The organism is Paenibacillus sp. MER 99-2 (assembly GCF_023714095.1).
Classification (GTDB): domain Bacteria; phylum Bacillota; class Bacilli; order Paenibacillales; family Paenibacillaceae; genus Paenibacillus.
In genome coordinates this window covers 472,796-494,092 of sequence record NZ_JAMAUZ010000002.1, presented here as the reverse complement: position 1 = coordinate 494,092, position 21,297 = coordinate 472,796, and the positions used below count along the sequence as shown (strand labels likewise).

At 44.9% G+C, this 21,297-nt stretch carries 19 protein-coding genes and 1 riboswitch; of the genes, 5 read left to right on the top strand and 14 right to left on the bottom strand.

Going from position 1 to position 21,297, the window contains the following annotated elements:
- Positions 1-2: 2 nt before the first annotated feature.
- The 5 genes from liaF to M3636_RS13225 all read right to left on the bottom strand — a co-directional run bounded on the left by liaF (position 3) and on the right by M3636_RS13225 (position 5,812).
- The gene (gene liaF, locus M3636_RS13245) at positions 3-1,049 is read right to left on the bottom strand and encodes a cell wall-active antibiotics response protein LiaF (protein WP_251382839.1); all 1,047 of its coding nucleotides are present in this window, start codon (positions 1,047-1,049) and stop codon (positions 3-5) included.
- Positions 1,050-1,282: 233 nt separating this feature from the next.
- On the bottom strand, positions 1,283-1,489 hold the full coding sequence (locus tag M3636_RS13240) for a hypothetical protein (protein WP_251382838.1): 207 nt from the start codon (positions 1,487-1,489) through the stop codon (positions 1,283-1,285).
- Positions 1,490-1,582: 93 nt separating this feature from the next.
- Positions 1,583-2,125, bottom strand: coding sequence for a 3D domain-containing protein (locus M3636_RS29540; RefSeq protein ID WP_128104379.1), 543 nt, complete (start codon positions 2,123-2,125; stop codon positions 1,583-1,585).
- 367 nt (positions 2,126-2,492) lie between these two features.
- A complete protein-coding gene (thrS, locus tag M3636_RS13230; protein ID WP_128101100.1) occupies positions 2,493-4,430 on the bottom strand; it encodes a threonine--tRNA ligase in 1,938 nt (645 codons plus the stop codon).
- A gap of 437 nt (positions 4,431-4,867) precedes the next feature.
- Positions 4,868-5,812 (bottom strand): putative sporulation protein YtxC, encoded by a 945-nt coding sequence (locus M3636_RS13225; RefSeq protein ID WP_251382837.1) that lies wholly within the window; start codon positions 5,810-5,812, stop codon positions 4,868-4,870.
- 307 nt (positions 5,813-6,119) lie between these two features.
- Here M3636_RS13225 and M3636_RS13220 point away from each other — a divergent pair, with 307 nt between their 5' ends.
- From M3636_RS13220 to M3636_RS13205, 4 genes are all read left to right on the top strand, one after another.
- Entirely contained in the window at positions 6,120-6,524 is a 405-nt protein-coding gene (locus M3636_RS13220; RefSeq protein WP_251382836.1) for a hypothetical protein, read from the top strand.
- A 322-nt stretch (positions 6,525-6,846) separates the two neighbouring features.
- Positions 6,847-7,341, top strand: coding sequence for a cation:proton antiporter regulatory subunit (locus M3636_RS13215; protein ID WP_145409567.1), 495 nt, complete (start codon positions 6,847-6,849; stop codon positions 7,339-7,341).
- Positions 7,342-7,345: 4 nt separating this feature from the next.
- A complete protein-coding gene (locus tag M3636_RS13210) occupies positions 7,346-8,584 on the top strand; it encodes a cation:proton antiporter (RefSeq protein ID WP_145409566.1) in 1,239 nt (412 codons plus the stop codon).
- Positions 8,585-8,690: 106 nt separating this feature from the next.
- Positions 8,691-9,596, top strand: coding sequence for a YitT family protein (locus M3636_RS13205; protein ID WP_251382835.1), 906 nt, complete (start codon positions 8,691-8,693; stop codon positions 9,594-9,596).
- Between the two features lie 127 nt (positions 9,597-9,723).
- Here M3636_RS13205 and M3636_RS13200 read toward each other — a convergent pair whose 3' ends face one another.
- The 6 genes from M3636_RS13200 to metA all read right to left on the bottom strand — a co-directional run bounded on the left by M3636_RS13200 (position 9,724) and on the right by metA (position 16,659).
- Positions 9,724-10,737: a zinc-binding alcohol dehydrogenase family protein gene (locus tag M3636_RS13200; protein ID WP_251382834.1), complete on the bottom strand. Its 1,014-nt coding sequence runs from the start codon at positions 10,735-10,737 to the stop codon at positions 9,724-9,726.
- Positions 10,738-10,770: 33 nt separating this feature from the next.
- Positions 10,771-11,700 carry an aldo/keto reductase gene (locus tag M3636_RS13195; protein ID WP_251383072.1) on the bottom strand — a complete coding sequence of 310 codons (930 nt, stop codon included), beginning with the start codon at positions 11,698-11,700 and terminating at the stop codon, positions 10,771-10,773.
- Between the two features lie 255 nt (positions 11,701-11,955).
- A complete protein-coding gene (mqnC, locus tag M3636_RS13190) occupies positions 11,956-13,095 on the bottom strand; it encodes a cyclic dehypoxanthinyl futalosine synthase (protein WP_128101094.1) in 1,140 nt (379 codons plus the stop codon).
- Positions 13,096-13,349: 254 nt separating this feature from the next.
- Positions 13,350-14,537 carry a trans-sulfuration enzyme family protein gene (locus M3636_RS13185; RefSeq protein ID WP_128101093.1) on the bottom strand — a complete coding sequence of 396 codons (1,188 nt, stop codon included), beginning with the start codon at positions 14,535-14,537 and terminating at the stop codon, positions 13,350-13,352.
- Positions 14,530-15,717, bottom strand: a complete 1,188-nt coding sequence (locus tag M3636_RS13180; RefSeq protein ID WP_128101092.1) for an aminotransferase class I/II-fold pyridoxal phosphate-dependent enzyme — start codon at positions 15,715-15,717, stop codon at positions 14,530-14,532. The genes M3636_RS13185 and M3636_RS13180 overlap by 8 nt, the downstream gene beginning before the upstream one ends.
- A 24-nt stretch (positions 15,718-15,741) precedes the next feature.
- Positions 15,742-16,659 (bottom strand): homoserine O-acetyltransferase MetA, encoded by a 918-nt coding sequence (gene metA / locus M3636_RS13175; RefSeq protein ID WP_056698550.1) that lies wholly within the window; start codon positions 16,657-16,659, stop codon positions 15,742-15,744.
- A gap of 198 nt (positions 16,660-16,857) precedes the next feature.
- Positions 16,858-16,982, bottom strand: a riboswitch (SAM riboswitch).
- 451 nt (positions 16,983-17,433) lie between these two features.
- Between metA and corA the strand changes: the two genes are divergently transcribed.
- Positions 17,434-18,369: a magnesium/cobalt transporter CorA gene (gene corA, locus M3636_RS13170; RefSeq protein WP_145047966.1), complete on the top strand. Its 936-nt coding sequence runs from the start codon at positions 17,434-17,436 to the stop codon at positions 18,367-18,369.
- A 91-nt stretch (positions 18,370-18,460) separates the two neighbouring features.
- Here the strand turns inward: corA and M3636_RS13165 are convergent, their stop codons facing one another.
- The 3 genes from M3636_RS13165 to M3636_RS13155 form a co-directional block, all read right to left on the bottom strand.
- Entirely contained in the window at positions 18,461-19,462 is a 1,002-nt protein-coding gene (locus tag M3636_RS13165) for an HRDC domain-containing protein (protein WP_251382833.1), read from the bottom strand.
- 193 nt (positions 19,463-19,655) lie between these two features.
- Positions 19,656-20,534 (bottom strand): ROK family protein, encoded by an 879-nt coding sequence (locus tag M3636_RS13160; RefSeq protein WP_128101090.1) that lies wholly within the window; start codon positions 20,532-20,534, stop codon positions 19,656-19,658.
- Positions 20,535-20,610: 76 nt separating this feature from the next.
- Complete coding sequence (locus M3636_RS13155) at positions 20,611-21,294, bottom strand: MOSC domain-containing protein (protein ID WP_251382832.1); 684 nt, start codon at positions 21,292-21,294, stop codon at positions 20,611-20,613.
- Positions 21,295-21,297 lie beyond the last annotated feature (3 nt).

Sequence of the window (21,297 nt, the reverse complement as noted above, 5' to 3'; positions counted from 1 at the left end):
CGTTAACCCACCTTATTGACTTTGACATCACCGATAAATACACTCACAATGATCCGCACCTTTTTGCCCGCCTCACGATAATGTGCAGTTTCAGCTTGGGCACTGCTCATGAAACCACCACGCTTCTGGTTCAGCAGCGACATATCACCAATGAAGGAATTGGTTGTCACGGTCACACCAAGATCCATATCCTCTGGAACGAATACTTTGACATCCCCTATAAAGTTCGAGATCACAATTTTGGTCTCACCATACGGGATCTGTGCTTTCGTCAAATCAATTACCGTATCCCCGATAAATGCGGAAATGTTCATCGGCTTCAGCGTGAATACTTCCTGTCCCATGTACAGATCACCTATAAAGGCAGACTTGTTGATTGTATCGCCGCCATAGCCTCCGTAGCTCCCGTAATCGTTGGAATGCTGACCATAATGGTCGCTCGAATCAAATTTTCCATATTTTTTGTGAGAAGTATCTTGTGTGCTGTGCTTTTTATATTGCTCATGCTCATAAGAGTTGGAGTGCTCTTGCTCTGTATGGAATGAACCATGTGGATTCTGTTTCTGTTCCTGCTTTGGTTTACCAAATGTTTTCTCGAACTGCTCATCGAATGTTGAATGCATCTCCAAATCCTCTGGTGGCAAAGGCTGATAAGGCTGTTCAGGTGGTGGAGGTGACTGCATTTTATCCTGATGCTTCCGATCACGTCTCCGTGGTCCGACCAATACAAACAATCCTCCGCCAATCAGCATCACCGGAATCAAATAGCGGATGAACTCTCCCATTGAATAGTCGATCCATCCCAGGTTGCGGGCAAGAAAGTAACCACCGATCAACAATACGATAACAGGACCGATGAAGGCGTAGCCCCCATTGCGCCGAATTTCGGAAATCCCTTTTGCACCCCACCAGATTAAAAACAACGGCCAGTAGGTTCTGAAAATGTATCCTATATCAATGTCATATCCCAATTGTCTGAACAAGATCATTGCACCAATAGCTATGAGGGGAATGCCCACCCACCAGCGGTCCCGCGTAGATCGTTTCATCGCTCATGTCTCCTTCGTCTGTATTCTGTATCCAGTGTACCTCAGACGAGGCGCTGATAACAGCGGCGGCAGGTGGAAGTCATCTCAGTCTCTAGACCGAGAACGTAGGATATTTATGGTAATTTTTGCGTTGTTGCTTCATGAATGCTGATATGTAGTAGACATATATCCGTTAGTCACATTCTCATAATAAAACACCCTGGAGAACATGCTCCAAGGTGTTTGTGTGCAGCTTATTTTTGTGTTTTGCCTGTGTTTTCTACGCCAAACTCAGCGTTATATTTTTCGTCAGGTGTTTGGAAATTATCCTTCACTTTGTTTTGCTCGGATTGTTTAATTTTGCTCGCTACGTTCTCTTGACCAAACTCCGCATTGTACTTCTCGTTTGGCGTTTTGTAACCTTGGGATTTCTTAGCCAAAACAATCACCTCTCTCTTCATATTTGCGCCTCATTGCTGAGCCGTGGGGTTCGTCCCCAGAGAGTATTATGTGAAGAGAGCACCGCGCTTATTCATGGATTGGAACATCCAAAATCATACCGCTTTATCAAGCCATGAATCCGGTACCGACTTGTACACATCAATCGCTTGTGAGAGCTCGTCCAGCATTTGTTCCGTACATTTTCCGGCGCCCTGTTTAATCACCTGAACTTCTACATCCTTTTTTCCCCATTCCTTATACACCTGTTTGGTTGTTGGGAAATAAAGATCGATTTTGTTGCCCTTAATGGCTGAGCCTGTATCTGCCACGATCCCATAGCCATAACCAGGAATATAAAGGATAGAACCTAGAGGAAACAATTTGGGATCAGCAGCGATCGTAGAAACCGTCTCCTTATCACGCCTTACCTTAACACCTGAATATGTAATTCCATATTGAGGATGCTTAGGCCCTTTTCCCGTCGATTCAATTCCAGCGGTATAACCCGTTGCAGTTACCTTTTGCGTGCCAAGCACTTGCTCTGAACGCGGAGCCAAAACAGGCATGGATGGATCAAGAACAATTTGTTGACCAGGCACTGCAGGTTTAGGAATGACAATGGGTTGCGGTGACCACAATAAACCCATGTAGACCATCGTCGTTAGTTGAGCTTGATCACTGTATTTCTCAGGTAATTTGACTTCCCGCTTTTCAACCTGTACCACGTTTGGACTACTACTATAACGATTCTCAACATGCCTCACTGCATTTTCCTCTTCAAATGTATACGCCTCTGCCTGATTTATACCTATCACTAATCCGACGGCGATCACACACCATGAGATCAGTAATCGTAAACTACCCTGTTGTAATATAAATTGCTTTTTCATCATAAAACCTCCCCTCACTGCAAAGGTTTTCCAAAAAGCATTCACGTTATACAGGTATCTGGCAAAATAAAAAAAGTCTGGCACAGCAGACGAATCCACTGTACCAGACGGTGATAACCTTATTTTTAGAACATTACACGAGACGTGTCGTAATTTCTTCTTTGAGTTGAGTAATAATTTCATCGAGTGGCTTCATGCCGAGATCGCCTTCTCCACGCTTACGCACAGAGACACTACCAGCATTACGCTCATTCTCACCAACGACAAACATGTAAGGAAGTTTCTCAAGCTGAGCTTCACGGATTTTGTATCCTAACTTCTCGTTCCGCAAGTCTGCTTCCGCCGAGATGCCCGCACGTTTCAGCTTCTCTTCAACCTCACGCGCATAATCTTCGAAGTTGCCCGATACCGGGATTACTTTTGCTTGTACAGGAGAGAGCCACAGCGGGAAAGCTCCAGCAAAGTTCTCGAGCAAGAATGCTGTGAAGCGTTCCATTGTGCTGATTACGCCGCGGTGGATAACAACTGGACGGTGCTTCTGTCCATCATCTCCGACATATTCAAGCTCAAAGCGCTCTGGCAACAGGAAGTCCAACTGCACAGTAGAGAGCGTTTCTTCTTTGCCCAGTGCTGTTTTGATCTGAACGTCCAGCTTCGGACCATAGAATGCCGCTTCACCTTCGGCTTCATAGAATGGTAGATCCAGTTCTTCCACAACTTCACGCAGCATGCGTTGGGACATTTCCCACATTTCATCATTTTGGAAATACTTTTCTGTATCTTGTGGATCACGATAAGACAAGCGGAAGCGGTATTCATGAATACCAAAGTCCTTATACACCGTTTGAATCAACTCGATTACACGAGCGAACTCTTCTTTAATTTGGTCTGGACGTGCAAAGATGTGAGAGTCATTCAATGTCATTGCACGTACACGGTGCAGCCCTGTGAGTGCTCCTGACATTTCATAACGGTGCATCATACCAAGCTCAGCAATCCGGATCGGAAGATCACGGTAGCTATGCATACTGGACTTGTACACCATCATATGGTGAGGACAGTTCATTGGACGAAGAACCAGTTCCTCATTGTCCATAACCATTTTCGGGAACATATCCTCTTGGTAGTGCTCCCAGTGACCGGACGTTTTATACAGTTCTACGTTACCGAGAACAGGTGTGTATACGTGCTGGTATCCCAGACTTTCTTCCAAATCTACAATATAACGTTCCAAAGTACGACGCAATTTGGCACCGTTAGGCAGCCAGATTGGCAGGCCTTGTCCCACCAATTGAGAGAATGTGAACATTTCCAGCTCTTTACCCAATTTGCGGTGGTCACGTTTGCGAGCTTCTTCAAGCAAGTGCAGATGTTCATCCAACTGTGCTTTCTTCACAAATGCAGTACCGTAAATACGTTGCAACATTTTGTTTTTGCTGTCTCCGCGCCAGTATGCACCTGCAACATTCATCAGCTTAAATACTTTGATTTTGCTTGTTGATGGTACGTGTGGTCCACGGCACAAGTCGAAGAATTCACCTTGCTCGTAGATGGTAATCACGCTATCTTCTGGTAGATCACGAATCAATTCAAGCTTGTAAGGGTCGCCCACTTCTTCAAACGTTTTGATTGCATCAGCACGGCTAACTTCCTTACGAACAATGGGCAGATTCTCGTTAACGATACGTTCCATTTCCTTCTCAATCTTCTGCAGATCTTCAGGATTGAGTGGTTGTTCCAGATCCATATCATAATAGAAACCATCTTCAATAACAGGCCCTACGCCCAGATGAACCTCTTTGTTACCGTATAGACGCTTAACTGCTTGAGCCATCAAGTGAGCTGTACTGTGACGCATTACTTCCAGACCTTCTGGTGAATCCAACGTTACGATCTCTACCAGTGCACCTTCATGAAGCGTTGTGGACAAGTCCACTACGATGCCATCCAATTTACCCGCTACTGCATTTTTGCGCAGGCCACTACTAATCGAAGCCGCTACATCCTCGATACTGCTTCCCTCAGCGTACTCACGTACGGAACCATCAGGGAGTTTAATGTTAACTGCCATTTGTCTCATTCCTCCTGTAAATGTAACCTTTGTCCATTCAATAATGGACTGATTATCTATTGCACTCTTTCGCACAAAGGCAAAAAAACGCAAAAAACACCCGTCCCGGTAAAGGGACGAGTGTAATATACTCGTGGTTCCACCCTAATTCAGCTGATTCATCCGATCTGGATGTACAGCCCTCATTGGCATGACGATAACGGGCATGACCCGGCAGATCCTTACTCACGGCTTTGTATCCTTATGATATCTTACCATAGGCTCTTACCATTCCGCTTTCAAAACCGCAACTACAAAGGGGTAAACCAAACGTGGCATCCGGAGGAAATTTCAGCCAAGGTTTCCTCTCTCTGCACCGACCATTCGAGTGGCTCATATCTTTGTCAACGCTTTTGGTTCATTAGTCATTATAAGTAATGCGACCCATAATTCGTGGATCAACAGTTATTATAATTGCCGAGATCGCTTGCGTCAAGACCAGTCAGTAATCCCGAACGCAGCACCTCGCATTCCGGGCAATGATGACATAACTGCACCTTGTCCTCAAAGATCTGGCGAATGGTATTAATAATGGGCATATCCGCCGTGCTGGTATGCAGCATCACTTTCTCAGGCGAGATCGATATAAGCGTACTTACGATCATATCTTCTATATCCATCTCCAGTTCCAGTCCAGGCATCTCCACCACAACCTGTTCATCCTTTTGCACAGGCAACAGATTCAGCGCAGCATCGTACACTTGGAATTCATGCTTTCCTTTATGAACGAGATGAATTAATGGCACTTTTGCTTCCTGGAAGAAAACAAAATATTTAAGCAAGCCCATGAACTCTTCATATTGACGATCCATCCAAAACTCATCCAGAGCATACTCCACCAGTTCATGCAGCTCTTGTTTGTACTGCTTCATTCGAAAGTTCACAATCCCATCCAGATGAAAAAAATGAACTTCCTCCAAATCCCGCTTCAATCCACTTGCGAGAGTTGAACGTCTACGATCACGAAGCCCTGGCTGATCCAGATCACCATTGATTAACAACGGCATACAAATCCGGTTCACCTTCTCTACTTCGTGCTCATCCATGACAGAGCATGCTTTGGAGATCATATCTTCCACCATATGTCGCTCACGGGTAAGCATAATAAAATCAGCCAAGCCATTAGCAAATAATTCACTAATCTGTGGTAGCCATTGTTGGAAGTCATTGTGATTCTCATTACCTCTGCATACCCAGACTGCCCTTCCATCGTTATGTTTGAAGGTAAGTCTGAAGCCTCTTTTACTTATATGTAAACCTTTGGTTTTTTCCTTGATACAGTGATGAAATTGATCCGCTTCCTCCTGCCCGGATACATCTGTCCATACGGTAAACAGTTCCACAAGAATCACTCCTTTCCGTCCTGTTCAAAGTATATGGCAAGGTGTATGGGGATATACGAAGCGGATTGATGGAAAGCGTGTCATGATTTCTCAGTATATTTCGGCAAATTGCCACATTCATTCCTAATCGTTCTAAAGTACAAGATCTAGCGGCTTATTTCCTAGTTTTCTACTACATATTGCTGATCATATGAGGTCTTTATTCACAAAAAATTGCATTCTATTTTCGAAAGTGGTTTGGAGATCAGTCAAAAATGTGTTATTATTTTTATAACAGTATGTTTCACGGAAAAGGGGGGAAGCCAGAATGAGAACACAACCAAGAATTCTTCGCAGCGTTTTGATTATCATTTTGTGCGTATTCCAAGCCCTCTGCTTCCCTATTCCGATGCAGACAGAATCCGCTGTCGGCGTATCTGTTGATTCCAACTCTAACAAGGAAATAATGATTCAGATTCCAGAGTCTCAACAGAAGCCCGTCATCCGTAGATACCCACAAGTGATGGCGAAACTCCTTGCAGTTGTGCATAAGAAACCAGTCTTTCTTGTGCTTGCATTGCTATTGATACTTCGGATTCCGACGCCACGTCTGCCCTTTAAACCGTTGATTTGTCTGTTTAAGCGCAGATTAATTCTGCTACCTATCAAATACACCAGTATGTATGTTTCCCCCACTCCTATAGCACCAAAATACGTGTACACTCTTCGCTAGTCGTTGCAGCGTATTTAAGGTTGCTTTGCATAGAGGTTCCTCTTTACTCATTTATGAAAAGACGGAATACTTGTGCATAACTCAATACTCTTTTAGCTAAGTTAGATAACAATACCCTATTGGCTTTGATGCCAATCTTTGCAGCACTCTTTTGTCATACCCATATTTCATATTCAATTCAAAACAAAACGGCTGTGTGTCAGGAGTCCCTGGCTCTGTTTACCCGCATATTTAATGTTTCTTCCCATCGTTAGATCATTCTATTTACGGGAAATAAGCCTGTCTTCTGTGGCCAGCCCTCATTTTAAGGAGGCAACTATCCATGGATGTACGCGAAACGGATCTACCAGGTATCGGTAAGAAATTTCAGATTGAAACGAGCAGTGGCGATAAAATTGTAATCATTATTCACGATGATGGACGTCGTGAAATGTATCACTTTGAATACGATGATCCAGATCAAAGCATCTCCATGATCACCCTGGATGATTATGAAGCAAGACAGATCGCTGCTATTGTCGGCGGCTTGACCTATAAGCCGAAACAACTTGAGAACATTGAAGTTACTTTTGATGATCTGATCATTGAATGGTACAAAATTGAGGCATCCTACGGATGTATCGGTAAATCCATTGGCGAACTAGACGTACGTCAAAACTCTGGAGCAACGGTTATTGCCGTTGTTGAGAAAAACCACAAAAAACATATCAGCCCAGGTCCGGAGGTAGTTATCAGTGCAGAATCCACGGTGGTAGCCGTTGGCGAACGCAATCAACAGAAACTGTTTAAATCCCTCCTCCTGAGCGGGAGGGGGTGAGTGAATGGATCATTTGATATTCGAAGTGGGTCTGGCGCTGGTGCTCATTGCAGCAGCCGGACTCCTATCTGCTAAACTACGTTTTTCGGTTGTTCCGTTTTATATTTTAGTCGGAATGGCCGTTGGGCCACATGCCATGAAGATTTGGCATATGGACTTCCGTTTCATTGAGAGTCAGCCGTTTATTGATTTCATGGGTCGGATTGGTATTTTGTTCCTTCTCTTCTACCTTGGTCTTGAATTCTCGGTAGGTCGTTTAGTTAAATCGGGTCGCTCTATTGCAGTTGGCGGCTCGATCTATATCGGTATTAACTTTACACTGGGATTAATATTCGGTTTTGCTTCCGGTTTCCCAGTTGCAGAAGCATTGGTTATTGCAGGTATCACCACTATTTCATCAAGTGCCATTGTAGCCAAGGTACTCGTCGATCTGAAACGTACAGCTAATCCAGAGACTGAAATGATCCTGGGAATCATCATGTTTGAAGATGTGTTTCTCGCTGTATACATCTCGATCTTGTCCGGACTGGTACTCAGTGATTCATCCTCCATCGGAGGCGTCATTATGTCCGCACTTATTGCCCTTGGGTTCATGTTAATTGTGATTATTCTTGGACGCAAAGCAACGCCATTATTGAATAAACTGCTTAAAATACGATCTAACGAGATATTCTCACTCGTTGTATTCGGTGCATTGTTCCTCGTGGCCGGTTTCTCTGAAACCATTCATGTTGCTGAAGCCATTGGGGCTTTGTTAGTCGGACTCGTTCTTGCTGAAACGGAACACGCTAAACGGATTGAGCACTTGATTCTGCCGTTCCGTGACTTCTTTGGAGCTATCTTCTTCTTCAGCTTCGGGCTCTCCATTGATCCGTTGTCTCTGGGTGGCGATGCCGTGTGGTTAGCTCTGATTGCAGTAGCTCTAACATTGTTTGGTAATTTCCTTGCAGGCATGCTGGCTGGACGTAGCGCAGGCTTATCTCCAAAAGCATCGGCTAATATTGGATTAACCATTGTGTCACGTGGTGAATTTTCCATTATCTTGGCCAACATGGGTAAAGCCGGGGGACTGATGGCAATGATTCAACCATTTGCCGCGTTGTATGTACTCATTCTGGCAATCCTTGGACCATTGTTGACCAAAGAGTCCAAACATGTGTTTAGAATTTTGGATAAAATATTCAAGTTCAAAGATCCACGCAAGAAAAAAGAAGAACCTAAGGTTTTGCAAAAAGAAGGATAACATGTCTATCTGAATAGGCATTATATAGCAACTCGCGGCTCTACGCCGATCTTTCTGTGAATTACCCAGGGAGAAGGGCTCGGAACCGCACAAAGGAGGATGACGTATGAAGGCACCTCTGATATCGGCTAATCCGGCGCCACAAACCACCAAGACCAGAATCTCATCGAGCCGTCGCCTGTTAAATCTTTTACTTGTGATAGCAGGTGGCATTCTGGCCTCCGTGGGACTTGAATTGTTCCTTCATCCCAATAAAATCATTATTGGAGGCATTACGGGCATTTCATCGTTATTTGCCCATTGGACTGAGATGAGAATTGGATTATTCCTCTTCTTATTCAACGTTCCATTTATATTTTTATCCTATAAGATCGTGCAGAAAAAGTTTGTACTCGTTACTGTGTTGGGTCTGGTTGTCTTTTCGATCGGTGCCATCGTGCTTCATCCCATGCCACCACTAGTAGAACATCCACTTGCCGCAGCGATGTTCGGCGGGTTATGTCTGGGAATAGGAATTGGGCTAGTGGTGCGTTATGGCGGGACACTGGATACGCTGGAAATCGGTGATCCGTCTTCTCGGCCACCTGAACGTTTATTTAGCGGGAAACGGATGCTTATCGAAAAAATAATCATGCTGCTTAACTTGCTGATTCTAACGGCTGCAGGTGTTGTATTTGGTTGGGATCAGGCCATGTATTCTGTCATCGCATATCTGATTGCTTATGAAATGGTGTACGTGGCTTTCCGTGGATTCTCTGCGAAACGCAAGGTGTATATTTTAACCGCGCAAAGGGATCAAGTCACGCAGGCTTTGCGGAAACGATTGCGCAGAGAACCTGTAACATCTAACCCGTCTAGTCATTCTATACAATCAGCTGCAAGCGATGGATGGGTTCAACATTTTCCAGGCGCACTCTATTACGAGGTTCACTTTCTTGAAATGATCTGGCTCAAATCAATCGTGCGACACATTGATCCCCATGCGGGTCTTGTGACCAATCCAGAGAAGTGATCTTTACTTCTTAAACACGATTAATACTATATAGGTAAGACACCAAAAACTCTCTCTACCTTCTGGATACTTGTTATCCTGAAGATCTGAGAGAGTTTTTAGTATTTATGATTGTGAGGAACGAACTCTATAATTCAACGATCGCTTTTACGACTCTAGACTCTGGAAGCAGCCACTGCTCAATTGCCGAAGGTAACAGGTCAAATGGCGTTCGATGCGTAAGGTAGGTATCCAAATCCAGCTTCTTCGCTCGCAAAACCTGCATGACCTGTTCAAAGTCCTCTCGCGTCGCATTCCGACTTCCCATTATACTCATCTCCCGTTTATGAAACTCCGGGTCATGGAAGGTAATATCCGCTTTGACCAAACCTACATATATCAACTGCCCACCATGAGCAACATACTGAATGGCTTCATTCATCGAATTCACGTTGCCTGTTGCATCGAAGACTGTGGTGGCGTAATCTCCTCCCGTAACTTCTCTGACTTGTTCTACCGCTTGTCCTGTTGCTTGTACCAGGACGTCTGCCCCTGCCAAAGAGCGGCTAAGTTCCAATCGCTCCTGATTACGATCCACGGCAATAACCTTAGCTCCCGCTTGTTTCGCAAATGCCATTACACCAAGCCCGATCGGCCCTGCACCAATGACAACAACCTGTTCTCCGGGTTGTAATCTAGCCCTCCTTACGGCATGAGCTCCAATACTTAGGGGTTCCACCATAGCAGCTTCATCCAGCGTCAGCCCATCCGCTCGCAATAGATGGGTTACAGGCACGGCTATTCTTTCCCGCATGCCTCCATCCACATGTACCCCCATCACCTGCATAGAGACACAGCAATTGGTTTTACCTGAACGACAAGCAATACATCGCCCACAGTGCAAATAGGGAATAATGCTAACCGTGTCACCGATCTGTAGGCCTGCTTCGTTCTGTCCGATCTCCTCGATGACGCCTGCCAATTCATGTCCTAAAATGCGAGGATACGTAAAAAAGGGTTGGTTCCCCTTATATGCATGAAGGTCTGTACCACAGATACCAATGCGTTTAATTGAAACAATCGCTTCATGCTCTGTTCGTTCAGGCTCAGGCACATCCTGTAAAGATAAATGTTCAACTTCTTCACATACGACAGCTCTCATCTCTATTCCCCCTTAGAAGCTTTCTGGATGATCTCAATTATATTCTGAAAGACCACTTGGCCAGGTTTCATTATGAATCGGTGCAAGTATACGGAGCACGGCTGAGAGCAATTCCTCGTCTAACGTCTCATCTACCCAACCAGCGTTCTTCCGAATATTCTCAACACTTGCACTACTCACTAGAGTGGTTGGAATCTGATCATTGGCGGTTGCATATTGTACAGCCAGCTTAGCGATATCACTACCTTGCTCGGCACAGAATTGTGCTGCCTCCAGACAAACCTGCTTCACTTTTTCGCTCGCAGGATGCCAAGCTGATGCACCTCTGGTGCTTAACAACCCCATGGCGAGTGGCGAAGCATTCACAAGTCCAACATTACGTTTCTCCAATAGTGGTAGTAACGACAATAACGACGTATCATTCAAGGTGTAATGACAATACGAGATGATTGCATCGGCTTCGATCTGTGGTAATACTTTCTCAAACAAGGTTAACGGCAGTCCACATATGCCCGCATATCGAATGACTCCTTGCTCTTTGAGTTCTAACAAAGTTGGAAAAGCTTCTTCAATGATGATTTCAACGGGTACAAATTCGATATCATGAAGAAACAACATATCCAAATAGTCGGTGTGAAGTCGTTTTAAGCTCTGCTGTACACTTTCCTGAATGCGCTTACGTGAAAAATCAAACTCATCCTCACCATACCGTCCTACCTTCGTTGATAACGTGTAGGATTGACGTGGCACATTACGAATTGCATTACCTAGTACGGTCTCGGCTTTCGTTAATCCATAATAAGGAGATACATCAATATAGTTCATTCCTGCATCTAGTGCAGCATGTACAGTTCGAATGCCTTCGTTAGGATCAATATCACGAAATACCGAACCTAATGAGGATGCGCCGAAGCTTAGTACGGGCACGTTCAGTCCTGTTCTTCCAAGTAATCTTTGCTTCATCATCCTGCCCCTCTCCTCATATGTCATCTGATCTCATCTAACTGCATTGCCTTTTCATTGTAACAGTTCAAAAAGAATATAAAATACCTTCAAATGTGAATTATATACTGTTTCATGATCTGATTAGGTTTCTGCCATTGTATAAATGGGAAATAATGGTCGGTGAATGCAAAAAGCCACGACGTCCTTCTGTATGAAGGATCATCGCGGCATTATGGCTTCTTAAGGTATCAAAAGCTTATGCTCAATGTATAACTAGTTTTGCATAACGAAGTCTTGCTCAAGGGTGTTCTCTTCCTCATCAAACATACGCAAAATTTCATATCTCGTATTACGTTGCGCTGGAATATAGCCTGCTTCACGAATTAGTTGCAGAATTGAACCAATGTTTACTTTGTAGGTTGCACCTGCAGCGGATACGACATTCTCCTCGATCATTGTGCTACCGAAGTCATTGCAACCAAACTCCAGTGATTTCTTACCAATCTCAGGTCCCATTGTAACCCATGAGGATTGAATGTTTTTGATATTATCCAGCACGAGACGGCTGATTGCTACCGTTTTTAGATACTCTTGAGGTGTCTGACGCTCTAACTTGAGATTCGTATTGTCCGGCTGGAATGTCCACGGAATAAATGCCAAGAATCCTTCGGAATCATATTTATTAGCGATACATTCATCCTGAGCTTCACGAACACGCATCAGATGCAATGCACGCTCTTCCATGGATTCACCAAGACCAATTACCATCGTTGCTGTTGTATTCATACCAATCCGGTGAGCCGTTTGCATAACGTCCATCCAATCGCGCCATGAGCCTTTAAGACGACTGATCTTGCGACGTGTGCGGTCGTCTAGAATCTCAGCGCCGCCACCTGGAAGGGAATCCAACCCCGCTTCGTGAATCGCACGAACAACCTCTTCCAGTGAAAGACCATCCGATACTTCAACCATCTTCATAATTTCAGCTGGAGAGAAGGAGTGCATCGTGATATTCGGGAAACGCACTTTAATCTCTCTGAGAATGTCTGTGTAGTAGCTAAATGGCAAATTTGGGTTTGTACCACCTTGCATAAGAATCTCTGTACCGTTAACGTCTTCTGTTTCCTGAATCTTCTGGAAGATTAGTTCATCCGGCAATACATAGCCTTCATCGGAACCAGGTCTACGATAGAAAGCACAAAAACGGCAGTATACATCGCATACGTTTGTGTAGTTGATGTTACGCCCAATTACGAATGTTCTGTATGGTTCAGGGTGCATACGTTTCATAATGACATTAGCTGCTGCCCCAATTTTGTCCACTTCGTCCGATTCAAATAGTTGAATCGTATCTTCCAAATCCAAACGCTCGCCCCGAAGGGCTTTATCTAAGATACGGTCTACCGTACTCATTATAAAAAAGCCTCCCTCATGAAGTGAAAATATGATAACGATCATCCTAGCTTGTGGATTAGATACACAAGTTCCGGTGAAAACATCGTATTTCTGTACTCCAACTATCGTAACACAGGTTACATGTGAAAAAAAGCACCTTATGAGCAGGTGCTTTAAAAATAAGTGAAAATTCAGACATATAGAGATTGTTCAAAAACACGTACATATCCAATTGTTTTTATTTACTACGCTCAGAGAAAATTTAGCCTGTCTTACTTGGATTCCTCTAGTGCTTGCTCCAAATCTGCAATCAGATCATCAATGTCCTCAAGACCGACCGAGAAGCGAAGCAATCCATCCGTAATTCCGCGATCACGACGAACCGCCGCAGGCATAGCAGCATGAGACATCATGGCTGGGTAAGACAGTATACTCTCTACCGCTCCCAAGCTTACAGCAACGATTGGCAGTTTCACACGATTAAGCACTGCTTTGGCACGATCACCAGAACCTACATCAAATGATACGACGGCACCGTAGCCAGTTGATTGGCGTTCATGCACATCGCGACCTGGATGTTCTTGTAACCCTGGATAATAAACGGCTGAAACATCACTTCGTTCATTCAGCCATGCTGCAAGCTTGGCTGTGCTCTGTTCACTGTGTGCCATACGAGCGCCAAGTGTCTTCATACCACGCATCAGCAGCCAGGACTCTTGTGCACCAAGCACAGTTCCCAACCCGTTCTGTAACTGCTTGAGCTGTTTGCCAAGCGCTTCTGTACGAGCCACGGCAAGCCCTGCCAACACATCGCTGTGACCACCAAGGAACTTGGTTGCACTATGTACAACGATATCTACACCTAGCTCTATTGGACGCTGGTAGTAAGGAGTCATAAATGTGTTATCCAAAATGGTAACGAGTTCATGCTCCTGAGCCCATGATGTCACTGCTGCAATATCCGTAATTTTCAGCGTTGGATTGGAAGGGGTCTCCATATAAACAGCCTTTGTATTCGGTTGAATCGCTGCCTTCACTTCTTCGATTTTAGTCATATCTACAAATGTCGTTTCGATCTGCATCCGATTAAGAATCGAGGTTAGCAAGCGGTACGTTCCACCGTATACATCCTCTGTCACGATGATGTGATCCCCTGCCGAGAACATCATGAACACACTGGAGATCGCTGCCATCCCTGAAGAATACGCAAAACCACGTACCCCGCCTTCAAGCAGCGTGATGTAATCCTCCAAAGCCTGACGTGTTGGGTTCCCGGAACGACTGTAATCATGTTGTGGTGGATTGAAAATATCAAAGTGATGGAAGGTGGATGCCTGATAGATCGGCACACTGGAAGCTCCCGTTGTTTTATCTACCTCGTCCCCGAAATGCAGCAGTTTGGTATCGAATTTCAATTCAGAAGAATTAGAAGAACCGGAATTTTTATTCTGTTCACTCATGATGTGCTCCTCCTTCAATTTCGAGTTTTGCTGCTGCGAGCGCATTGGCTAGATCTGCGATAAGATCCTCGGCGTGCTCAATACCAACGGAGAAGCGCAACAAACGATCATCTACACCGACAGCATCACGGATCTCAATCGGGATATCGGCATGAGTTTGTACTGCTGGATATGTCATTAATGATTCAACACCGCCTAAGCTTTCAGCAAATGCGATGAGTTTAATATGACGCAGCAATGGCTCTACGTAACGAGCATCCTTCACTTTGAAAGAAAAGATACCTGTGTTACCGCTGGATTGCTTGTTCTGCACCTCATATCCGGGATGATCCGACAATCCTGGGTGATAGACTTCACCAACAGCTGGATGCTCCAAAAGATACTTCGCGATCGTCAATGCGTTATATTCATGGCGCTCCATCCGAAGAGCCAATGTTTTCATCCCCTTCATCAACTGGTAGGAATCTGTTGGAGATAACACTGCACCAATGGAGTTGTGTAGAAATGCCATTTCTGCTGACAGTTCCTCTCCTTTGGTCACAATCAATCCAGCAAGGACATCGTTATGTCCACCAAGGTACTTCGTTGCACTGTGAATGACGATATCCGCACCAAGCTCGATTGGACGTTGGAAGAATGGAGTCAACAACGTGTTGTCCACAATAGTCAACAGGTTATGGCTCTTCGCCCATGTGCTTACCGCTTCAACATCTGTAATCATCATCAGCGGATTCGTTGGTGTCTCAATAAAGACCGCTTTGGTATTCGGCTGGAGAACTTTCTCTAGTGCAACCAGATCATTCGTATCGACATAGCTTGCTGTTACACCAAAACGAGACAGAATCCGTTCAAGCAGACGATATGTGCCCCCGTACAGATCGAGTGATACAATCAGATGATCTCCTTGACTGAACAATGCAAAAATCGTTTGCAGTGCTGCCATGCCTGAGCTACAGGCAAAACCTGCATCACCAGACTCCAGTGCAGCGGCCGCTTCCTCCAACACTTTACGTGTTGGATTGGTTGTACGAATATAGTCAAATCCCGTGCTCTGTCCAAGCTTCGGATGACGAAACGCTGTTGCTTGATAGATTGGAAAGTTAATTGCACCTGTGACCGGTTCATTAATAGAACCAATTTGAGCTAAGCGGCTTTCGATTTTCAACTTGTTATCTTCCATTGCAGAATCCCCCTGTTATCTCGATTAAATTTGCGGACCAATATCGTAAGGTGTTTCTTGATACACATAGTAATTGAGCCAATTAGAGAATAATAAGTTAGCATGAGCCCGCCATGTCGCTGGAGGAACACGGGAAGGATCATCTTTCGGGAAATAATTTTTAGGTAGCGCTACATTTAATCCTTTGGCTGCATCACGATCATATTCCCATTTGAGGGATAACGGATCGTACTCAGCATGTCCGGTAACGAAAATCTGTTTACCGTCTTTGGTTGCAACTAGGAAAATACCTGCATCCTCAGATTCAGCCAAAATTTCTAGACGCTCGTCCTTCTCAATATCTTCATGACGCACTTCAGTGTGACGTGAATGAGGGACATTAAACACTTCATCGAAACCACGCAAGAGTGGGACATGAGATTTGTTAATCGTGTGTGGAAATACGCCAAAGCATTTTTCGTCCAGTGAAACTTTAGGAACGCCGAAGTGATGATATAAGCCTGCCTGTGAGGCCCAACAGATATGCATGGTTGAAGTTACATTGGTTTTGGTCCATTCGAAGATTTCCTGGATTTCCTTCCAATAGTTCACGTCCTCGAAATCCATCTGTTCTACAGGTGCACCTGTAATGATCATACCATCGAAGCGGCGATGCTCGATTTCATCAAATGTTTTGTAAAATTCATCCAGGTACTCCTGAGAAGTGTTCTTTGACGTATGGGATTTTGGATGCACCAGAACGATGTCAACCTGTATAGGTGTATTCCCCACCAAACGTAAGAGCTGCGTCTCTGTCGTTTCTTTGGTTGGCATAAGGTTTAATATAGCGATACGAAGCGGACGAATATCCTGTTGATATGCGGATGTCTCGTCCATGACAAAGATGTTCTCTCCTGCAAGCACTTCCTTGGCAGGTAAAGTGTCTGGTATTTTGATTGGCATGGTGTCAAACTCCTCCTTGAGCATAAATAGATTGCAGCATTTGCTGCCCTGAGCTTGCTGACAAGCTTAGATTTCTACATCTAAAGCAGTGAAACAAGCTCAAGTTCCTTAGCGAAAATCAGTGCTGAGAAGTCGGGGCATATAACAAAGACCTTCCTCGGATTCCGAGAAAGGTCATATGTAAACAGATATGCGCCTCTCTCATCTCTCAGTTACAACAGTACCTCTTGGGTACTTAGTCGCTGCAAGAATTAGCACCGTGCGGTATACCGCCGGTTGCCGGGTTTCATCGGGCCAGTCCCTCCACCTACTCTTGATAAGATTTCGCTGTATTTAATTTTGAAATTTAATTGCTTTCCGTTTACTTTAAAACATTAATCCGTCCACGTCAAGCTACAGTTCATCTGAAGTTAATCCATCTCGGAACCGTTTTTCACCTCCCATCATACACTGCCTCAGAGCGCGAAATAGACACATTTTTGCGCTTGAAAGCACCTTGGACCAGCGGTATACTAAACAGGTGTTGTAAACCCTTATGTGAGAGGTGACATAATCAATGGATGGCGACCCGAGGCCTGACTGGCAGCCGAATTCCGACAAACAGCATAGAGAATTGACATCAGCATGCCGGCAGCGGGACGTTACTTCCGTTTGCATATAGAGCGAACGCAGACCTGATCACCAGGCTCCGCTGCCGACCGGCTGATCTATTCTTTTTGCGCCCATAATGATGAAGATCCGCCAACCCGGCGGGTGCAGAAGGAGTCGATAACGATGAAAATCCGGTTGGTAAACAACGGTGTATTTATCCCGGTGGATGACATTCAGCAAGCGCTGACTCCACCAGCGGAGGGCTTTTACTGGATTGATGCAGATGTGGATGATCTGGCCGTGCTTCAGCCGCTATTTATGATGCATGACCTGGCGGTCGAAGACTGCTTAAGTGACGAGGAACAGCGTCCGAAGATCGAAATTTATGAAAGTCATTATTTTATAGTCATTAATAGCATTCGTTTTGATGATGAAGAGATATTTTTACGTGCCGTCAACCTGTTCTTGGGCAGACATTTTATTATCAGTGTGACTAAACAGAAAGTCAGTGAGCTGCGAACTCTAAAACCTATTCTATGGGAACAGGAAGTTAGCACTCCAGATCGTCTGTTATATTTGCTGGTTGACTTAATTGTCGATAATTATTTTACTGTCGGTGATCGGATTGAGGCACGGATCGAAAAGCTTGAGGAAGATATCCTAATGCACACCAAAAAATCTCACCTAAACGAAATAATCGGGCTTCGTAGTGAGATACTCTGGCTCAAAAAAGTGCTTGGCCCTCAAAAAGAAGTCATTAATACACTCAACAAAAAAGACCTTCGTCTCATTGATGATCAATTGCAGAAATACTTCAGCGACATTTATGAGAATGCAGTGAAAATATCCGAGACATTCGAAACCTATCGGGATCTGATGGGCAACTTACGTGAGGCTTACCAATCCAGTATCGCTAACCGAGCGAATGAGATCATGCGTGTGTTTACCGCCATCACGACAGTGTTCATGCCCTTGACCGTTATTACCGGGATCTATGGGATGAACTTCGAATTTATGCCAGAATTGCACTGGAAGTATTCATACTTTGTTGTGATTGGGCTTATGGTAACACTTGGCCTGAGTATGTTCTTCATTTTCCGCAAAAAAGACTGGATCTGAATAGCTGCAGAATCAACATCTAAAAAAGAACAGAAGACGAAGCCTCCCTACCGGGAATAAGGCCTCGTCTTTTTTTGAGTTTAATCCGTCATCAACCGGCGTTTTGCTCTGTCTCTACATGACGACGATAACGAATCCGGATCATACGAAGCTTTTCATATACTTGCTCCAGGCTACCTCCGCCTGGCTTCTCTTCACCATATACTTTATGTAACACAGGCTTCAGAAACGTATCTCCTAGCTCCTCATACGCGCTCCAAACGGCTTCCTGTTCTTGTTCAGGCATAATCGCAAGCTCTGCATCAAGAAGACAATCCGTATCATATCCCTCTAAATCCAAGATCTCCAGTAATTCGATTAGCTCTCGACGTGACAAACCCGAACGGTTAACAATCTCCTCTAACGTATGCCCTTCCTTCATACCTTCCAGTACTTGCTTACGTGTCTTGAACTTATCTAGTTCCTGCTTATACTTCTGCTCTTTCTGTCGATACAGCCAGTTCTCATACTCCTCTTCTTTCAATGCAGAGTATACCCAGTCGAGTGGAAATACGGTGGAACGCTCCACCCCGTTTGTTAGCTCCAGCCATGCTTGACCATACTCCGAGGCCTTGCTCTCTCCAACACCCGGCAACTGCATCAGTTCATCCATCGTCAACGGCACATACGAGCTAATCATGCGAAGCAATCGGTTCGTTGCAATAAAATAAGGTGCTTTTCGGTCAGATGCAGCTCTCTTTCTACGCCATGCGCATAAGTCTTCGTACAATGTCTCATTGGCATACAATTCACTGTAACATTGGAGCCGTTGTCCGCCATAATTTCGTGATCGCAGCTCTTCAATTTCATGAAATAACCCTTGCAGTAACGGTCGGAACCCTGCACTCATCTGTAGTGCTAGTTGATGCCGATAAATGTGCATAAGCTCTTCCCATGAACTGCCCTCATACCAAATAATATCCTCTCGATCCCCTTCTTCGTACAAGCTCCACCCCAGATGCCATGCTCCTTCCTCTTCGCCAATCCACACTTGTGCGAGCTCTTCATTCTGACCTGTACTTCTAGCTAATCTGTTCATAAAAATGACTTCCATTGACCAATCCCTCCTTCGAGTTTCAGCTACACCGCTTGTAAGGCTCACCCTTATCACCTTCAAAAAAGGCACAAAAAAACACCCCTCCTGCAGAATGAATGCAAGAGAGGTGCTTCCTCAACAAACCGTGCTATGCTGTTGCTCATATCATACCATATTGGAAAAATTCGTCAATCATTTCGTACTGTATACTTTATTTATTTAATGCAAGCTTCGCAAGTGCCAAGGAGCCGCACAGCCCTGCGTTATCTCCAAGACCCGGTGAAACCACATATTGATCGATATCGGACTGAAGTGCTGGATGCTGTACATAACCATTCAGCAATTCCTGTAATTTTTTGCGTACCAACGGGAAGAGCTGCTCCTGCTTCATCACACCGCCGCCCATCACAATTTTCTGTGGAGAGAGAATCAGAACATAGTTCATCAGTGCGTGTGCCAAGTAATGGGCTTCAATCTCCCATGCTTTATGGTCCGGTGATAGCTCATAAGCTGGCTGTTCCCATCGTTTGTTAATCGCTGGACCTGCAGCAAGTCCTTCTAGGCAATCGCTATGATAAGGGCAGAAGCCTTCGAAGGTATCCTCCGGATGTCTACGTACAATGATATGTCCCATCTCTGGATGAGACAATCCATGCACCATTTGACCAGATACTACAGCACCTGCACCAATTCCTGTACCCACCGTAATATACAAGCAACTATCTAATCCTTTGGCTGCGCCCCAAGTCGCTTCACCAAGTGCAGCTCCATTTACATCGGTATCAAACGTCATTGGCACATCATAGTGTTCCTTCAATTTGCCAATAAGGTTGTATTGCCCCCAATGCGGTTTGGGTGTAGTTGTAATGTATCCATAAGTTGGACTGCCTTCAATCGGGTCAATCGGACCAAAGGAACCTACACCTAGTGCTTCAATATTTTTACCTTCAAAGAAAGCAATGACTTGCGCCATCGTTTCTTCAGGTGTTGTCGTAGGAAAGCTAGCTCGTTCCAGAACCTCTCCCTTTTCATTCCCAATACCACATACAAACTTCGTGCCTCCAGCTTCAATTGCGCCTAAGATCGTCATGTTCGTCACACTCCTCAATTAAGTTAAAAAGGAATTCCATTCTGTCATCGATCATTCTAATTGTTCAATCCAAAGACTAACCCTCCAGCTTGTCCAAACGCTTCACCAACGTCTGTCTCCAACTGTCCGAGAGCGTTGTAATGGCCAGCAGAGCACGAATGCCCTCCGCATCCTGCTTACCCTGATGCATCACCCGGTTCGCTTCCAGAATCGTCATGGATGTTAGATCCGTGCTGATTCGTCTGAACGCAGACCCTGGCTTCACTTCTCCTTCTTGTAACACACGAAAATAAAAACCGGTATAACCACTTTCCTGAAAATATACAGGTAACCCCTTATAATCATACCGAGCTGCCAGCTTGAAGCAAGGCTGTCTGGGCTGGCTAACCTGAACCATGGCATCGCCTAATTGATACACATCGCCAATTCGCACCAGATCCTCTGCACAGCCCTCGACCGTCAAATTTTCACCACAAGCGCCCCACTCCAGCTTGCGATTCATCAATTGCTCCAGCAACGGATAACGACTATGGTCATAAACACAAACCGCCTTGTCGGGTCCCCCATGATGTTCTAGGTCTGCCTGTGCATCCCCCGTCATGCCTGTGAATGACAAGAAAACAGGACTCGAAACGGGAGTCTTCACAATTCCGCTCAGCACTTCACGTTTCTGACCAGGCAAGGGCTTAGGCTGACCTACATTTATGGCTAGCACAGCCGTAGGGCTGTCGCCCAATTCGGATGGTTGTGTGAGTTTCACTTG

Excerpts from the sequence above, each read along its gene's own strand:
- liaF (WP_251382839.1), bottom strand. The coding sequence starts at position 1,049 with ATGAAACGATCTACGCGGGACCGCTGGTGGGTGGGCATTCCCCTCATA.
- M3636_RS13240 (WP_251382838.1), bottom strand. The coding sequence starts at position 1,489 with ATGAAGAGAGAGGTGATTGTTTTGGCTAAGAAATCCCAAGGTTACAAA.
- M3636_RS29540 (WP_128104379.1), bottom strand. The coding sequence starts at position 2,125 with ATGGTCTACATGGGTTTATTGTGGTCACCGCAACCCATTGTCATTCCT.
- thrS (WP_128101100.1), bottom strand. The coding sequence starts at position 4,430 with ATGGCAGTTAACATTAAACTCCCTGATGGTTCCGTACGTGAGTACGCT.
- M3636_RS13220 (WP_251382836.1), top strand. The coding sequence starts at position 6,120 with ATGAGAACACAACCAAGAATTCTTCGCAGCGTTTTGATTATCATTTTG.
- M3636_RS13215 (WP_145409567.1), top strand. The coding sequence starts at position 6,847 with ATGGATGTACGCGAAACGGATCTACCAGGTATCGGTAAGAAATTTCAG.
- M3636_RS13210 (WP_145409566.1), top strand. The coding sequence starts at position 7,346 with ATGGATCATTTGATATTCGAAGTGGGTCTGGCGCTGGTGCTCATTGCA.
- M3636_RS13205 (WP_251382835.1), top strand. The coding sequence starts at position 8,691 with ATGAAGGCACCTCTGATATCGGCTAATCCGGCGCCACAAACCACCAAG.
- M3636_RS13200 (WP_251382834.1), bottom strand. The coding sequence starts at position 10,737 with ATGAGAGCTGTCGTATGTGAAGAAGTTGAACATTTATCTTTACAGGAT.
- M3636_RS13195 (WP_251383072.1), bottom strand. The coding sequence starts at position 11,700 with ATGAAGCAAAGATTACTTGGAAGAACAGGACTGAACGTGCCCGTACTA.
- mqnC (WP_128101094.1), bottom strand. The coding sequence starts at position 13,095 with ATGAGTACGGTAGACCGTATCTTAGATAAAGCCCTTCGGGGCGAGCGT.
- M3636_RS13185 (WP_128101093.1), bottom strand. The coding sequence starts at position 14,537 with ATGAGTGAACAGAATAAAAATTCCGGTTCTTCTAATTCTTCTGAATTG.
- M3636_RS13180 (WP_128101092.1), bottom strand. The coding sequence starts at position 15,717 with ATGGAAGATAACAAGTTGAAAATCGAAAGCCGCTTAGCTCAAATTGGT.
- metA (WP_056698550.1), bottom strand. The coding sequence starts at position 16,659 with ATGCCAATCAAAATACCAGACACTTTACCTGCCAAGGAAGTGCTTGCA.
- corA (WP_145047966.1), top strand. The coding sequence starts at position 17,434 with ATGAAAATCCGGTTGGTAAACAACGGTGTATTTATCCCGGTGGATGAC.
- M3636_RS13165 (WP_251382833.1), bottom strand. The coding sequence starts at position 19,462 with ATGGAAGTCATTTTTATGAACAGATTAGCTAGAAGTACAGGTCAGAAT.
- M3636_RS13160 (WP_128101090.1), bottom strand. The coding sequence starts at position 20,534 with ATGACGATCTTAGGCGCAATTGAAGCTGGAGGCACGAAGTTTGTATGT.